The 15863-nt window shown below is 72.5% G+C and carries 14 protein-coding genes; 7 read left to right on the top strand and 7 right to left on the bottom strand.

Annotated features, from left to right (window positions below; genetic code table 11):
* Positions 1-27: 27 nt before the first annotated feature.
* Both ACF1AL_RS24420 and ychF read right to left on the bottom strand, forming a co-directional pair.
* Positions 28-2289, bottom strand: a complete 2262-nt coding sequence (locus ACF1AL_RS24420; RefSeq protein WP_391827566.1) for a DEAD/DEAH box helicase — start codon at positions 2287-2289, stop codon at positions 28-30.
* Between the two features lie 203 nt (positions 2290-2492).
* Positions 2493-3581, bottom strand: coding sequence for a redox-regulated ATPase YchF (gene ychF / locus ACF1AL_RS24415; protein ID WP_391657289.1), 1089 nt, complete (start codon positions 3579-3581; stop codon positions 2493-2495).
* 253 nt (positions 3582-3834) lie between these two features.
* Here ychF and ACF1AL_RS24410 point away from each other — a divergent pair, with 253 nt between their 5' ends.
* Positions 3835-4479, top strand: coding sequence for a DUF6542 domain-containing protein (locus ACF1AL_RS24410; protein ID WP_391705350.1), 645 nt, complete (start codon positions 3835-3837; stop codon positions 4477-4479).
* 441 nt (positions 4480-4920) lie between these two features.
* Here the strand turns inward: ACF1AL_RS24410 and ppgK are convergent, their stop codons facing one another.
* Positions 4921-5667: a polyphosphate--glucose phosphotransferase gene (ppgK, locus tag ACF1AL_RS24405; protein ID WP_366838483.1), complete on the bottom strand. Its 747-nt coding sequence runs from the start codon at positions 5665-5667 to the stop codon at positions 4921-4923.
* A gap of 137 nt (positions 5668-5804) precedes the next feature.
* On the bottom strand, positions 5805-6821 hold the full coding sequence (locus ACF1AL_RS24400; RefSeq protein ID WP_366838484.1) for a 4-hydroxy-3-methylbut-2-enyl diphosphate reductase: 1017 nt from the start codon (positions 6819-6821) through the stop codon (positions 5805-5807).
* A 64-nt stretch (positions 6822-6885) separates the two neighbouring features.
* On the opposite strand from ACF1AL_RS24400, the gene ACF1AL_RS24395 reads away from it, so the two are divergent.
* The 4 genes from ACF1AL_RS24395 (at position 6886) to ACF1AL_RS24380 (ending at position 10649) form a co-directional block, all read left to right on the top strand.
* A complete protein-coding gene (locus ACF1AL_RS24395; RefSeq protein WP_366838485.1) occupies positions 6886-8250 on the top strand; it encodes an APC family permease in 1365 nt (454 codons plus the stop codon).
* Between the two features lie 226 nt (positions 8251-8476).
* Positions 8477-9685 carry an exodeoxyribonuclease VII large subunit gene (gene xseA / locus ACF1AL_RS24390; RefSeq protein WP_391705344.1) on the top strand — a complete coding sequence of 403 codons (1209 nt, stop codon included), beginning with the start codon at positions 8477-8479 and terminating at the stop codon, positions 9683-9685.
* A gap of 9 nt (positions 9686-9694) precedes the next feature.
* Complete coding sequence (locus ACF1AL_RS24385; protein WP_366838487.1) at positions 9695-9925, top strand: exodeoxyribonuclease VII small subunit; 231 nt, start codon at positions 9695-9697, stop codon at positions 9923-9925.
* A gap of 133 nt (positions 9926-10058) precedes the next feature.
* The gene (locus ACF1AL_RS24380) at positions 10059-10649 is read left to right on the top strand and encodes a malonic semialdehyde reductase (RefSeq protein ID WP_386584383.1); all 591 of its coding nucleotides are present in this window, start codon (positions 10059-10061) and stop codon (positions 10647-10649) included.
* Positions 10650-10848: 199 nt separating this feature from the next.
* Here ACF1AL_RS24380 and ACF1AL_RS24375 read toward each other — a convergent pair whose 3' ends face one another.
* Positions 10849-11379: a DUF4245 domain-containing protein gene (locus tag ACF1AL_RS24375; protein ID WP_366838489.1), complete on the bottom strand. Its 531-nt coding sequence runs from the start codon at positions 11377-11379 to the stop codon at positions 10849-10851.
* 127 nt (positions 11380-11506) lie between these two features.
* Between ACF1AL_RS24375 and glpX the strand changes: the two genes are divergently transcribed.
* On the top strand, positions 11507-12541 hold the full coding sequence (gene glpX, locus ACF1AL_RS24370) for a class II fructose-bisphosphatase (protein ID WP_366838490.1): 1035 nt from the start codon (positions 11507-11509) through the stop codon (positions 12539-12541).
* 89 nt (positions 12542-12630) lie between these two features.
* Here the strand turns inward: glpX and ACF1AL_RS24365 are convergent, their stop codons facing one another.
* Together ACF1AL_RS24365 and ACF1AL_RS24360 are read right to left on the bottom strand one after the other, a co-directional pair.
* Positions 12631-13008, bottom strand: a complete 378-nt coding sequence (locus ACF1AL_RS24365; protein WP_366838491.1) for a WhiB family transcriptional regulator — start codon at positions 13006-13008, stop codon at positions 12631-12633.
* Positions 13009-13150: 142 nt separating this feature from the next.
* Positions 13151-13849: a DUF1707 domain-containing protein gene (locus ACF1AL_RS24360; RefSeq protein WP_391657293.1), complete on the bottom strand. Its 699-nt coding sequence runs from the start codon at positions 13847-13849 to the stop codon at positions 13151-13153.
* Between the two features lie 181 nt (positions 13850-14030).
* Between ACF1AL_RS24360 and ACF1AL_RS24355 the strand changes: the two genes are divergently transcribed.
* A complete protein-coding gene (locus tag ACF1AL_RS24355) occupies positions 14031-15701 on the top strand; it encodes a fumarate hydratase (RefSeq protein WP_391827367.1) in 1671 nt (556 codons plus the stop codon).
* Positions 15702-15863: the final 162 nt, after the last annotated feature.

Below are 15863 nucleotides of genomic sequence, written 5' to 3'. Positions count from 1 at the left end.
GGCAGCCGGTACGGCCGGGCGGCCGGATCACTCGGCAGCCGCCCCCTCGGTGTCCCTGTGCGCGGCGTCGATGCCCCCGGCGTCCATGGGCGCGGAGTCCATGCCCGCGGCGTCGATGCCCGCGGTGCTCATCCGCCCGGCGTCCGCGGTCGCGACCCCCAGCCGGGCCTGTTCCTCCTCCACGATCCGGCGGGCCAGCGCCACGTCCGAGACGTCCAACGCGTCCGGCGTGGACTCGGCGACCGCGCTGCGCCGGGCGTAGGCGTCGAACAGCCGGGTCTTGTTCTCCAGCATCCGCACCATGCGCTCGTCCACCCCGCCCGTGGCCAGCAGCCGGTGCACCTGGACCGGGCGGACCTGGCCCATGCGGTGCGCGCGGGCCACGGCCTGGTGCTCGATCGTCGGTTTGATCTGCGGCTCGCACAGGATCACCACGGACGCCGCCTGCATGTTGAGCCCGACCCCGCCGGCCTCGATCTGCGCGAGCAGCACCGCGTGGCCGGGCGCGGCGGAGAAGTCGTCGACGATCTGCTGGCGCCGCGCGGGCGGCACGCTCCCGGTGACCGGCCCGAAGACGGCCCTTCCCCCCAGCGCGTCCTCCACCACGCCGAGCACGTCCCGGAACGCGGAGAAGACGACGGCCTTCAGCCCGTTCTCGGCGGCCTCGGCGACGAGTTCGCGCAACCGCTGCAGCTTCGCGGAGTCCTGGGGGCGCGCGTACGCGGCGCGGCGCATCGCCATGAAGTTCCCCGCCCGTACGGCGTCCCGGTACGCCTCCTCGTCGGAGCGGCTCAGCTCCTCCCACTCGTCGGTGTGCTGCAGCACGGGCAGTTCGGCGAGCACGTCCTGCTGGTTGCGGCGCAGGTAGACGGGGGCGACGGCCCGGCGGAACGCCGTCGATCCGGCGACGGAGTCCTGCTCGTCGACCTTGTCGGCGAAGTCGGGCCGCAGGATGCGCACCAGGTTGCGGAACTCCGCGACCCGGTTCTCCATGGGCGTGCCCGTCAGGAACAGCACCCGCTCGCAGCGCTCGGCCCACGCGGTGACCGCCTCCGCCCGCCGGGTGAGCGGGTTCTTCACGTAGTGCGCCTCGTCGACGACGAGCAGACCGATCTCGCCGCCGCCGGGGGCGGGGAATCCCCGCAGGGCGTCGAAGGTGGTGACGCCGACCCCGCCGCGCCCCTTCCAGTCGGCGAACGCCTCCTGCCGGTCGGGACCGTGCAGCGGCAGGGCGCGCAGCGTGGAGCGGGCCTCGATCTCCCGGGTCCAGTTGATCAGGACGCTGGCCGGGCACACCACCAGGAAGTGGCTCTCCCCCTGCGCGGCGAGATGGGCGAGCGCGGCGACGGCCTGCACGGTCTTGCCGAGTCCCATCTCGTCGCCGAGCAGCACCCGGCGCTGGGCGAGCGCGAACCGGGCGCCGAAGGCCTGGTAGCCGCGCAGCGCGACCCGGCAGTGCGTGTCGTCCAGCCGCTGCTCGCGCACCCGCGCGGCCACCTCGTCGGGCAGATGGCCCTCGACGGCGGCGGTGTCGGGGCCGCGGCCGGAGACCTCGGCGAGCAGGCTGTAGTACTCGGCGGAGCGGACCTCGAAGTCGACCCAGGCGGCGAGGTCGCTGTCGGGGCGGCGCAGCAGGTCGGCGGAGGCCTGCGCGAACTCCCCCGACAGGCCGGCCTGTTCGGCCTCCTCGATCAGCTGCCGCAGCTCGGCGACCGCCGCGAGCGCCCCCTGCCGCCCGGCGCGCCCCGCGAACAGCATGCGCCACCGGGCGGCGGCGGGTCCGGCCCGCTCCAGCAGGGGCCTCAGCCGCGCGGCCAGCTCCCGGCCCGCGTCGGCCGCGCGCCGCGCCTGCGGCCCGACCTCCACCAGGACGTACAGGGCGGCGACCAGCGCGGTGGTGGCCGGCTCGGGACGGTCCACGTCGATCCGTACGGCGACGGTCTCCCGTACGGCATCGGCGATCTGCCGGGCCGCGGCGACCGCCTGTTCCGCTGTGCGCTGTCCGACGCCCGGGGTCTGCCGCAGCCTGTACGTCCCCGCGTCCAGCACGTCCCGGACGCTGCGGAACCCTCCCCGCTCCAGCTCCCCGAGCCGCAGGCGCCCCTCCGTGACGTCCCGCAGCCGGGCCACCGGGATGTTCGCGAGCTCCCGCTCGGCCAGCCCGTCGTGCAACGGCCGCAGCGCTTCCCGTACGGCGCCGACGGCCCGCTCCAGATCCTCGCCGACCCGGTCGGCGGCCTCGGCGAGCCGCACCCCCCGGCCGACGATCTCCCGTTCCCCACGCCCCATCCGGCCCCGCCCCTCCCACTCACCCACTGAGGGCATGGTGCCGCACACCTCGGACACCGGCACAACCGAAGGGACCGGGCTCGATCGAGCCCGGTCCCCGGGAAGCCGGCGGTTCGGCCGGACGGCATGAACCGGCGGGCCGGTCGGACGTGCCGCGGGCCGGTCGGACGTGGCGCGGGCCGGTCGGACGTGGCGCGGTCCGGTCAGACGTTGAAGCGGAACTCGACCACGTCGCCGTCCTGCATGACGTAGTCCTTGCCCTCCATGCGGGCCTTGCCCTTGGCGCGGGCCTCGGCGACCGAGCCGGCCGCGACCAGGTCGTCGAAGGAGATGACCTCGGCCTTGATGAAGCCCTTCTGGAAGTCGGTGTGGATCACGCCGGCGGCCTCGGGGGCGGTGGCGCCCTTCTTGATCGTCCAGGCGCGGGACTCCTTGGGGCCGGCCGTCAGGTAGGTCTGCAGGCCGAGGGTGTCGAAGCCGACGCGGGCGAGGGTGGCCAGGCCCGGCTCATGCTGGCCGACGGACTCCAGCAGCTCCATGGCCTCGTCCTCGTCGAGCTCGGCGAGGTCGGCCTCCAGCTTGGCGTTGAGGAAGATCGCCTCGGCCGGGGCGACGAGGGCGCGCTGCTCGTTCTTGAACTCCTCGTCGACCAGCTCGTCCTCGTCGACGTTGAAGACGTACAGGAACGGCTTGGTGGTGAGCAGGTGCAGGTCGTGCAGGAGCTCGTTGCGCTCGGTGCCCTGGACGATGCCGTGGGCGAAGAGGGTGTCGCCCTTCTCCAGGATCTCCTTGGCCTCCTCGACGGCCTTGACCTTCGGCGCGACGTCCTTCTTGATCCGGGACTCCTTCTGGAGGCGCGGGAGGACCTTCTCGATGGTCTGCAGGTCGGCGAGGATCAGCTCGGTGTTGATCGTCTCGATGTCGTCCTTCGGCGAGACCTTGCCGTCGACGTGGACGACGTTCTCGTCCTTGAAGGCGCGGATGACCTGGCAGATCGCGTCGGACTCGCGGATGTTCGCGAGGAACTTGTTGCCCAGGCCCTCGCCCTCGGACGCGCCGCGCACGATGCCGGCGATGTCGACGAAGTCCACGGTCGCCGGGAGGACGCGCTCGGAGGAGAAGATCTCGGCCAGTTTCGCCAGGCGCGGGTCGGGGACGCCGACCACGCCGACGTTGGGCTCGATCGTGGCGAACGGGTAGTTGGCCGCCAGCACGTCGTTCTTGGTCAGGGCGTTGAACAGGGTCGACTTGCCGACATTGGGCAGACCGACGATTCCGATCGTGAGCGACACGTTGCGACTTCCCGTTACGTGAGGGTGGAGGGCGGCGGGTCCCGGGCGGGGCCGATCCACCAGTCTACGGGGTACGCGTCCGGGCCCCCGTGGTCGTCCTGCGGGGTGATCAGGGGGGCGGGCGCCGTCCCGGTTGTCGTCCCGCGAGGGGCGCGCGCCGGGGGCCGGTCCTTGTCTCGAACGGTTGGCCAAGCTGGGCCGAATGGCGTGTCCGACACCCGATCGGGCACATAAAACGACCTAAGTTGGTCCAATGGAGCAGCCCAGGACGCGCCCCTCGCAGCACGCACCGCGACGCCGCACGCCCTCCCCGCTGCCGCCGCAGGCACGGCGCGGCAGGCCCGGCGCGGACGGCGGACAGCCGGCCCCACCCCGGGGGCGCGGCGGCGTACCGGCCGGGGCGCGCCGGGCCGACGGCGACCCGGCCGCGGCCGCCGGTCAGCGCCGCGCGGTCACGGTACGGCGGCCCGCTCCCCCGGCGGCACGGCCCGGCGGCCGGCTGCCGAACCCGCGGCTCACCGGGCTGGGCAGCGGGCTGTTCTGCGGCGCGGTGATGATCGTGCTGGGGCTGGCCCTGCGGGCGCTGTTCGGGGGCTCGCCGACGGTGTACGGCGTGCTGTTCCTGCCGGTGTGCGTGCTCACCGCGGTGTGGGTGCGCAAGGGGGACCTGCTGACGGCGCCCGTGGTCGTGCCGATCGCCTTCGCCGCGGGCCTGGTGCCCCTGGCCGACGGCAGCGAGGGGCTCGGCGGCCGCCTGATGAACCTGGTCACCGCCCTGGCGACGGAAGCGGGCTGGCTCTACGCGGGCACCCTGCTCGCCGGCGTCATCGCCACCACCCGCCACCTGGCCCTGACCCACCACCGCCGCCGCCAGACCCGGGACCGGGGGCGGGCCTAGACACCGGCCCGCACCGGGCCCCGGGCCCGGAAGCCGGCCCATGGGGGCTTACGGGGCCGACGGGGAGGCCACGAGGCCGGTCCCACAGCGCCGGGCCGTGAGCCCCAGGTCCGGGGAGCGGGGCCGCAGATCCGGAAGCAGGGCGGCACGTCCGGAGGGAGGGCCGCGGGTCCGGAAGCAGGGCCCAGGTCCGAAAGCCGGGGGCAGGTCGGCAGATCCCGAAGCCGGGACCGCAGGCCCGGGGGCCCGGAGGCCCGGAGGCAAGGTCGCAGGCCCCCAGCCGGGACCGCAGGTCCGCAAGCCGCGACCGCAGGCCCGGAAGCAAGGCGGCGGACCCCCAAGCAAGGACCGCAGGTCCCGAAGCCGGCGCCGCGGGTCCCGAAGCCGGGGCCCGGCCCGGAGGGCCCGGCCCGCGGCTACGAACGGCCGGCCGCCGGAGGCTTACGCTCGGGCCGCCGCGCGCATCGCCGCGCCGACGATGCCCGCGTTGTTCTGGAGCTGGGCGGGGACGATGTCGGCCCTGATGCCCTCGATCAGGTGCAGGAACTTGTGGGACTTGCGGCTGACCCCGCCGCCGATGATGAACAGCTCCGGCGAGAACAGCATCTCCACGTGCGCGAGGTACTTCTGCACCCGGTGTGCCCACTGCTCCCAGGACAGGTCGTGGTCGTCCTTGGCCTTGCTGGACGCGCGCTTCTCCGCGTCGTGGCCGTTCAGCTCCAGGTGGCCGAGCTCGGTGTTGGCCACCAGCGTGCCGTCGACGAACACCGCGCTGCCGATGCCCGTGCCGAACGTCAGCAAAATGACCGTGCCCCGCCGGTCCTTGCCCGCGCCGAAGCGCATCTCGGCGACGCCCGCCGCGTCCGCGTCGTTGACCACGGTCACCGGCAGCCCGCCGAGGCGTTCGGCGAACAGGGCGCGCGCGTCGGTGTCGATCCAGCCGGGGTCGACGTTGGCCGCCGTACGCACCATGGCGCCGCCGGTGACCACGCCGGGGAAGGTGAGGCCGACCGGGCCGCGCCAGCCGAAGTGCTCGACGACCTGCTGCACGCCGTCGGCCACGCCGTCCGGGGTCGCCGGGTGCGGGGTGAGGACCTTGAAGCGCTCCTGCGCGAGGTCGCCCCTGTCCAGATCGACAGGGGCGCCCTTGATCCCGGATCCGCCGATGTCCACGCCGAAGATCTGCATGGCCCCACGTTACGACGGAGCACTGACAGTCACGCCACGGCCGGGCCCCTCGGACTGCGCGAGAGCGGGACCCCGGGGCTTCGCAGGGCCCCTAAGGCTCTTCGCAAGGCACCGTCAGGCTTCGCCAGCCCGGACGCTCACTCCTCGGCCGTGCCGGACCCGCCGCGCTCGGCGACCAGCGCGGCCGCCTCCTCGCGCAGGTCGCGGCGCAGCTCCTTGGGCAGCGAGAAGGTGATGGACTCCTCCGCCGCCTTGACGATCTCCACGTCTTCGAAGCCGCGCTCGGCGAGCCACGCCAGCACCTGCTCGACCAGCACCTCGGGCACCGACGCGCCGGAGGTGACGCCGACCGTGTCCACCCCGTCCAGCCAGGCCTCGTCGATCTCGTCGGCGAAGTCGACCAGGTAGGCGGCGCGGGCGCCGGCCAGCTTGGCGACCTCGACGAGCCGCTTGGAGTTGGAGGAGTTGCGGGAGCCGACGACGATGACGAGGTCGGCCTCGGCGCCCATCTGCTTCACGGCCTGCTGGCGGTTCTGCGTGGCGTAGCAGATGTCGTCGCTGGGCGGGGAGACCAGCCCGGGGAACTTCGTCTTCAGCGCGTCGACGGTCTCCATGGTCTCGTCCACGGAGAGGGTGGTCTGGGACAGCCACACGACCTTCGACGGGTCGCGGACCTCCACCTTGTCGACGTCGCCGGGGCCGTCGACGAGCTGGATGTGGTCGGGGGCCTCGCCGGAGGTGCCGATGACCTCCTCGTGGCCCTCGTGGCCGATCAGCAGGATGTCGTAGTCCTCGTTGGCGAAGCGGACGGCTTCCTTGTGGACCTTGGTGACCAGCGGGCAGGTGGCGTCGATGGTGGCGAGCCGGCCCTGCCGGGCCTCCTCGTGGACGGTCGGGGCGACGCCGTGCGCCGAGAACATCACGATGTTGCCCGGCGGCACCTCCTCCGTCCGCTCGACGAAGATCGCGCCCTTCTTCTCCAGGGTCTGCACGACGTACTTGTTGTGGACGATCTCGTGCCGGACGTAGACAGGAGCCCCGTACTGCTCCAGGGCCTTCTCGACGGCGATCACGGCGCGGTCCACACCCGCGCAGTAGCCCCGGGGGGCGGCGAGCAGGACACGGCGGCCAGGCGAAGCAGTCATGCGTCCCATCGTAAGGGTGCGTTCGGCCGCCCAGAGATCGCGTGGGGTGCGGGTCCGGGGGAACCTGGGTGCCATGTCCGACACGGAGACGACGTCGCCCTCGTCCGACGCCCCCGACCGGCTGCGGCGCAGCCTCGGCTTCCGTGACCTGGTGGTCTACGGGCTGCTCTTCATCGCCCCGATGGCGCCCGTCGGCGTGTTCGGCACGCTGGACGCCAAGTCGCACGGCGCGGTCGCCCTGGTGTACGTGGTGGCCACGGTCGCCATGGCGTTCACCGCGTTCTCCTACGCCCAGATGGTGCGGGTCGTCCCGCAGGCGGGCTCGGTGTTCGCGTACGCGCGCGTGGGGCTCGGCGACGGCGCCGGGTTCGTCGCCGGGTGGATGGTGATGCTGGACTACGTCCTCATCCCGGCGGTGGCCTACCTCTTCTCCGGGATCGCGATGAACTCCCTGGTCCCCGAGGTCTCGCGCTGGGTGTGGACGGCGCTGGCGGTGGTCCTGACGACGCTGCTGAACCTGTGGGGCGTGCGGACCGCCGCGCTCGCCGGCTTCCTGGTGCTGGCGATGGAGATCGTCGTGCTGGTGGTGTTCCTGATCGCGGCGAGCGTGGTCCTCGCGCGCGACGGCGCCCAGCGGGACGTGCTGTCGCCGCTGACCGGGGACGGCACGCAGGGCGCGTTCGCGCTGTCGGCGGTCGTCGGGGCGGTGTCCGTGGCGGTGCTGTCGTATCTGGGCTTCGACGCGATCGCCACGTTCGCGGAGGAGACCACCGGCGGGTCGCGGAAGGTGGCGCGTGCGCTGCTGTTCTGCCTGGCGCTGGCGGGTGTGCTTTTCGTCGCGCAGACCTATCTGGTGGCCCTGCTGGAGCCGGTGTCGTCGGCGCGGCTGGCCGCCGACCCGGCCAAGCAGGGGTCGGCCTTCTACGACGCGGTGGACGCCTCCGTCGGCACGTGGCTGCACGATCTGGTGGCCGCGAGCAAGGCGATCGGGGCGGCGTTCGCGGCGCTGGCCGGGCAGGCGGCGGCGGGGCGGCTGCTGTTCGCGATGGGCCGGGACCGGCGGCTGCCGCGGGCGCTGTCGCGAACGGACGGCGGCGTACCGCGGGTCGCTCTGCTGTGCGCCGCGGTGATCACGCTGGTCGCCGCGGGCTGGGCGGCGCGCCGGGACGACGGCCTGGACAAGCTCGTCTCGGTGGTCGACATCGGCGCCCTGACGGCGTTCACGCTGCTGCACGCGAGCGTGGTGGGGTACTTCGGGCGGCGCCCGGGCGAGCGGAGCTGGTGGCGGCACGTGCTGATCCCGGTCGTGGGGGCGGCGATCACGATCGCGGTGATCGTGGAGGCGTCGGGCACGGCACAGGTGGTGGGCGCGGTATGGCTGGCGATCGGCCTGCTGGTCCTGACGCTCCAACGAGGCCGCCCGCGCCCCGTCCCGTGACCGAACCGGCGCCCGAAGGCTCCAGCACCACTGCCACCCCGCCAGGGGGCGCGGGGAACTCCGTGGCGGAACGCCTGAGGACGACTGCCACCCGAGAGGGGCGCGGGGAACTGCGCGACCAGCCCCCACGACCCCGCACCCGGCACACCACCGAACCCCCTGCGGCGCCCGCCCACAGCCCCAGCGCACCACCGGCATGTCGTACCCGGCCGTTACGCTCGGTCGCATGGCTCTCTCCACGTCCCCGCAGACCCCGCTCCCCGTCGGCGAGGTGTCCCGGCTGATCGGCGGCTGGATCGACCGTCTCGGCGCGGTGTGGGTCGAGGGGCAGATCACGCAGCTCTCGCGCCGCCCGGGCGCCGGCGTCGTGTTCCTGACGCTGCGCGACCCGTCGTACGACATCTCCGTGAGCGTGACCTGCTACCGGCAGGTGTTCGACGCGGTCGCCGACATCGTGGGCGAGGGCGCGCGCGTCCTCGTGCACGCCAAGCCCGAGTGGTACGCCCCGCGCGGCCAGCTCTCGCTGCGGGCCGCCGAGATCCGGCCGGTCGGCGTCGGCGAGCTGCTGGCGCGTCTGGAGCAGCTGAAGAAGACGCTGGCGGCCGAGGGCCTGTTCGCGCCGGAGCGCAAGAAGCCGCTGCCGTTCCTGCCGCAGCTGATCGGGCTGGTGTGCGGCCGGGCCTCGGCGGCGGAGCGGGACGTGCTGGAGAACGCCCGGCACCGCTGGCCGCATGTGCGCTTCGAGGTGCGCAACGTCGCCGTGCAGGGCGTGCACGCGGTGCCGCAGGTGGTGCAGGCCGTCAAGGAGCTGGACGCGCTGGACGAGGTCGACGTGATCATCGTCGCGCGCGGCGGGGGCAGCGTGGAGGACCTGCTGCCGTTCTCCGACGAGCAGCTGGTGCGGGCGGTGGCGGCGTGCCGGACCCCGGTGGTGTCGGCGATCGGGCACGAGCCGGACAATCCGCTGCTGGACCATGTCGCGGACCTGCGGGCCTCCACGCCGACGGACGCGGCGAAGAAGGTCGTGCCGGACGTCGGCGAGGAGCTGGAGCGGGTGCGGATGCTGCGGGGCCGCGCCCGGCGGTGCGTGGAGGCGTTCGTCGAGCGGGAGGAGCGCGGGCTCGCGCACGCCCTGGCCCGGCCGGTGATACAGGATCCGCACCGGATGGTGGACGAGCGGGCCGACCAGGTGGAGTCGCTGGTGGAGCGGTCGCGGCGGTGCCTGGGGCATCTGCTGGACCGCGCGGACTCCGAGCTGACGCACACGCACGCACGCGTGGTGGCGCTGTCCCCGGCGGCGACGCTGCGGCGCGGCTACGCGGTGCTGCAGAAGGCCGACGGGCACGTGGTGCGCGATCCCGGCGAGGTGGCGGCCGAGGAGCCGCTGCGGGCGCGGGTGGCCGAGGGTGAGTTCACTGTCCGAGTCGACGTTTAGGTTGGGTGGATGACCAGCAAGGTGGATGAGGCGCTCGGGTACGAGCAGGCGCGGGACGAGCTGATCGAGGTGGTCCGGCGGCTGGAGGCCGGCGGGACGACGCTGGAGGAGTCCCTCGCCCTGTGGGAGCGCGGGGAGGAGCTGGCGCAGGTGTGCCGGCGCTGGCTGGAGGGCGCGCGGGCGCGGCTGGACGCGGCGCTGGCCGAAGAGGAGGAGGCCGAGGCGCAGGCCGGGGAGTAGGCGCCCGGGAGTGTGAGGACGCTCACCCTCGGGCCGTTGTAGTTGAACGTTGAACCTTCTCTGGCGTACCGTCATGGACGTCAGACGATCCGGCGACACCGGATCCGGACGCACCCCCAGAGAAAGTTCACGCATGTCTCTCGTTCTTGACCCCGCTGCCCAGGACCTGCTCTTCCGCGAGGCCCGCACCGCGAACGCCTTCACCGACGAGCCGGTGACCGACGAGCAGCTGCAGGCGATCTACGACCTGGTCAAGTACGGTCCGACCGCCTTCAACCAGACCCCGCTGCGCGTCACCCTGGTCCGCTCCCCCGAGGCCCGCGAGCGCCTGGTGCAGCACATGGCCGAGGGCAACCAGGCCAAGACCGCCTCCGCCCCGCTGGTGGCGATCCTCTCCGCGGACAACGAGTTCCACGAGGAGCTGCCGACCCTGTTCCCGGCGTTCCCGCAGGCCAAGGACGCCTTCTTCGCCGAGCGCCCGGTGCGTGAGAGCTCCGCGCTGCTCAACGCCGCGCTGCAGGCCGCGTACTTCATCGTCGGCATCCGCGCCGCCGGCCTGGCCGCCGGCCCGATGACCGGCTTCGACGCCGAGGGTGTGCGCAAGGAGTTCCTGGACGACGACCACACCCCGCTGATGGTCGTCAACATCGGCAAGCCGGCCGAGGGCGCCTCCTACCCGCGCGCCCCGCGCCTGGCCTACGACGAGGTCGTGACCACCGTCTGATCACCGTCGTTCGACACGAAGAGGCCCCCAGCACCGCTGGGGGCCTCTTTCGTATGCGGGGGACCTGCCCGGGTGCCCACGTCTCTGCGCCGGGGGTGCCCCGACTGGGGCCACCTCCCTGAGCCGGGGTCCCGCCTGGGACCCGCCTCCCTGAGCCGGGTGACCCGCCTCTCCGCGCCGGGGGACCCGCCTCGCGGGATCAGGCCAGCTTCAGCGCCTTCGCCATCTCGGTCAGCCGCGCGAACGACGCCGTGCCGGCCACCACGGTGGTCGAACCGCCGGTGGTGTCCTGCAGCACCAGCGCGTCGTAGCGGCCGCCGGAGTAGCGGGTCCACTTGCGGCCGGCGATGTCCTGGGTGACGTCGGTCGCCGTCGCGCCCTGGCTCGCCTCCTCGATGAACGCCGAGCGCTTCTGCGTGGACTGCTCGATGGTCACGTACTGCCCGTCCGGGGTGGAGAAGCCGAGGTGCCAGGCGTCGGACTGGTCGCCCCGGAAGCGCACCGAGGTCGCCTTCCAGGTGTCCGGCAGGCCCTCGGGGGCGGCCACCGGGTACGAGGCCGCACGGCGTGCCGTCGCCAGCTCGACGCGGTAGTCCACCCGCTTGAGCTCGGGGGCGTGATCGTCGTGCGGAATGGCGAGGAAGTAGACGACCAACGCCGCGATACCGATCAGGGCCAGGGAGAGAACCATGTCCCGGGCCGTCTTCTGCTTGCCGTTCGAACCTGCCACGCCCCCTATCGTCGCAGGTGTCCGGCCCGCTCATCCGTGGGGTCCCCTGCTCATTTTGTCGGACTGACGATAGAGTCGGGTCGAACACCCTCATCCGGCCGTCGTCGTATCAGAAAGGTGCGCTCCGATGACCGAGCATCATCACTTGCCGTCCGAGCTGGACGTTCCGTCCGAGGCTCCCGACCGCAACCTCGCCCTGGAACTCGTCCGGGTGACCGAAGCCGCGGCGATGGCCGCGGGCCGCTGGGTCGGGCGCGGCGACAAGAACGGCGCCGACGGCGCGGCCGTGCGCGCCATGCGGACCCTCGTCTCCACCGTGTCGATGAACGGCGTCGTCGTCATCGGCGAGGGGGAGAAGGACGAGGCGCCGATGCTCTTCAACGGCGAGCGCGTCGGCGACGGCACCGGGCCCGAGGTCGACATCGCCGTCGACCCGATCGACGGCACCACGCTGACCGCCAAGGGCATGCCCAACGCGATCGCCGTGCTGGCGGCCGCCGAGCGCGGCGCCATGTTCGACCCGTCCGCCGTCTTCTACATGGACAAGCTGGTCACCGGCCCGGAGGCCGCCGACTTCGTCGACATCGACGCGCCGGTCGCGGTCAACATCCGCCGGATCGCCAAGGCCAAGCGGTCCACTCCCGAGGACGTCACCGTCGTCATCCTCGACCGGCCGCGCCACGAGGGCCTGATCAAGGAGGTCCGGGAGGCGGGCGCCCGCATCAAGCTGATCTCCGACGGCGACGTGGCCGGCTCCGTCTACGCGCTGCGCGAGGGCACCGGCGTCGACCTGCTGCTCGGCATCGGCGGCACGCCCGAGGGCATCATCTCGGCCTGTGCCGTGAAGTGCCTGGGCGGCACCATCCAGGGCAAGCTGTGGCCCAAGGACGACGAGGAGCGGCAGCGGGCGATCGACGCCGGGCACGACCTCGACCGGGTGCTGACCACGGACGACCTGGTCTCCGGCGAGAACGTCTTCTTCGTCGCGACCGGCATCACCGACGGTGAGCTGCTGCGGGGCGTGCGCTACCGCTCGGAGACGGCGCTGACCGAGTCGATCGTGATGCGCTCGAAGTCGGGCACGGTCCGCAAGATCGACTCCGAGCACCGCCTGCGCAAACTGCGGGCGTACAGCGCGATCGACTTCGACCGGGCGAAGTGACGCCCCGGAAGGCCTGACGCCCGCCGCGGCCGCGGCACCCGAGAGGCGCCCCCTGTGCGGAGGGGGCGCCTCTTGGCGTCGGTGAGGGGTCAGCCCGCTGCCGCTATGCGGCCGGTCGCGTTCGCCGTCTTCTTCAGCTCCACCTCTCGGCGGCGGCGCCGGGCCAGGACCACGCGGCGTTCCGCGGCGGTCAGGCCGCCCCAGACGCCGTACGGCTCCGGCTGCAGCAGGGCGTGCTCGCGGCACTCGACCATGACCGGGCAGCGGGCGCAGACCCGCTTGGCGGCCTCCTCGCGGGAGAGCCGTGCCGCGGTGGGTTCCTTGGAGGGGGCGAAGAACAGTCCGGCCTCGTCCCGCCGGCACACCGCCTCGGTGTGCCACGGAGCGTCTTGGTCCCTGTCTCGCTCTGGCACCCGCTGGGCCGGAACGGCAGCGACCTGCAGGGACGAATGCGGCGGTTGCAGCACGGTCTTCTCCTGACGACGGCTTCGCGAGCGAGAGACGATGCAGCAAGCCCTACCCGCTGTACGCGCGCCTATGCACTGAGTTCCCACCCGCCCGGGGCGCGAGTGGCACGCGGTGCGCCCCCGTCACCCGTCGTCGCCCCCGTCAGTGGCCGAGATGCCTGCGCATGCTCCGGTCGACCTTGCGGTGCACCTTGTCGAGGATGTCCGCGACGATCTTGCCGCGCTTCGGCCGCGCCTCGATGTTGCCGAGGACGGCCCAGCCGTCGACGTAGACGACCGGTGCATCGGGTTCGGTGGAGTCGAGGGTGTCCACCTCGAAGTTGCCCAGCACGCCGCCGCCGGTGCCGCGCAGCGAGACGTTCTCCGGGACGCGCACCTCGATGTTGCCGAAGACCGAGACGGCCTTGATGACGACCTGCTGGTACTCGAACAGCGCCTCGCTGAGGTCGATCTCCACGCTGCCGAAGACCGCGTAGGCGTGGATCCGGCGGCCGGCGCGCCAGCGGCCCCGGCGGGAGGCGCTGCTGAAGACCGCCACCACGTTGTCGTCGGGGTCGGCCGGGATGGCTCCCGGGGCGGGCCGCTGCGGCGCCACGGCGTGGGCGGGAGCGGCCGGACGGCGGCCCGCGGGCAGGTCGCGGACGAGGACCTCCAGCTCCCCGACCGTCTTCGCGGCGAGCGCCCCCTCGACGCGCTCGGCGTGCTCGTCGGCGGTGAGCCGCCCTTCGGCGAGGGCCTCGCGCAGGATGTCGGCGATGCGGTCACGGTCGGCGTCGGAGGCACGCAGCCCGGTGACCGGGACGGCCTGCTGCTGGGGGTCCACCTGCTTCTGAAGGTCCACGGCAGCAGCATAGCGAAACACGATAGATCGCGATAGCCCCCGTGAGCGTGAAGCGGTCCGTACGCCCCGGGCGCCGAACTGAGCCTTACCTCACAGGTTCCGTGTCGGTGGCAGGTTCTAGGCTGGTGAGGCCCGCCAGCGTCGGCGGGCCGCCGTCCGTCAGAGTGAGGAATGGGCTGAGATGCCTGAGTTCGCGTACACCGATCTGCTCCCCCAGGGCGAGGACACCACCCCGTACCGGTTGGTGACCTCCGAGGGTGTCTCCACGGTCGAGGGGCCCGACGGGCGGACGTTCCTCAAGGTGGAGCCGGAGGCGCTGCGCACGCTGGCCGCCGAGGCCATCCACGACATCCAGCACTATCTGCGCCCCGCCCACCTCGCCCAGCTGCGCCGGATCATCGACGACCCGGAGGCGTCCGGCAACGACAAGTTCGTCGCGCTCGACCTGCTGAAGAACGCGAACATCGCGGCGGCCGGCGTGCTGCCCATGTGCCAGGACACCGGCACGGCGATCGTCATGGGCAAGCGCGGCCAGAACGTGCTCACGTCCGGCGAGGACGAGAAGCACCTCTCCCACGGCATCTACGACGCCTACACCAAGCTCAACCTGCGCTACTCGCAGATGGCTCCGCTCACCATGTGGGAGGAGAAGAACACCGGCTCCAACCTGCCGGCCCAGATCGAGCTGTACGCCACGGACGGCGGCGCCTACAAGTTCCTGTTCATGGCGAAGGGCGGCGGCTCCGCCAACAAGTCCTTCCTCTACCAGGAGACGAAGGCCGTCCTGAACGAGGCCTCCATGATGAAGTTCCTGGAGGAGAAGATCCGTTCGCTCGGTACGGCCGCCTGCCCGCCGTACCACCTGGCGATCGTCGTCGGCGGCACCAGCGCGGAGTACGCGCTGAAGACCGCGAAGTACGCCTCCGCGCACTACCTGGACGAGATCCCGGCGGAGGGCTCGGAGCTGGGCCACGGCTTCCGTGACAAGGACCTGGAGGAGAAGGTCTTCGAGCTGACCCAGAAGATCGGCATCGGCGCGCAGTTCGGCGGCAAGTACTTCTGCCACGACGTGCGGGTGATCCGGCTGCCCCGGCACGGCGCGTCCTGCCCGGTCGCCATCGCCGTCTCCTGCTCGGCCGACCGCCAGGCCGTCGCGAAGATCACCGCCGAGGGCGTCTTCCTGGAGCAGCTGGAGACCGACCCGGCGCGGTTCCTGCCGGAGACGACGGACGAGCACCTCGACGAGTCCTCGGACGTGGTCAAGATCGACCTCAACCAGCCGATGGACACGATCCTCGCGGAGCTGACCAAGTACCCGGTCAAGACCCGTCTCTCGCTGACCGGCCCGCTGGTCGTGGCCCGTGACATCGCGCACGCCAAGATCAAGGAGCGGCTGGACGCGGGCGAGGAGATGCCGCAGTACCTGAAGGACCACCCGGTGTACTACGCGGGCCCGGCGAAGACGCCCGAGGGGTACGCCTCCGGTTCCTTCGGCCCGACGACGGCCGGCCGGATGGACTCCTACGTCGAGCAGTTCCAGGCGGCGGGCGGCTCCAAGGTGATGCTCGCCAAGGGCAACCGGTCCAAGCAGGTCACCGACGCGTGCGCCGCGCACGGCGGCTTCTACCTCGGCTCCATCGGCGGCCCGGCCGCCCGCCTCGCCCAGGACTGCATCAAGAAGGTCGAGGTCCTGGAGTACGAGGAGCTGGGCATGGAGGCGGTCTGGAAGATCGAGGTCGAGGACTTCCCGGCGTTCATCGTCGTGGACGACAAGGGCAACGACTTCTTCCAGGACCCGGCCCCGGCGCCGACGTTCACGTCGATCCCGGTGCGCGGCCCCGGCCTGGCGTAGGGCCGGTGGTGCGGCGGGGGCGGATCGCCCCCGCCGCGTCCCGCCGGAGGCCTCGGCCGTCACGACAGCCGGCGGAGCCCCCAGACAGGTGACCGGCGTCACATGCGGCTCCTGTCAGGGATCGGCGGGCCGTCTCGTTCAGAAGGCACGCGAACGAGACAG

It is taken from the genome of Streptomyces sp. NPDC014801 (assembly GCF_043082085.1).
Lineage (GTDB): Bacteria > Actinomycetota > Actinomycetes > Streptomycetales > Streptomycetaceae > Streptomyces.
Note: the sequence above shows the minus strand (reverse complement) of the source record. Positions and strands in the feature narration are given on the sequence as shown.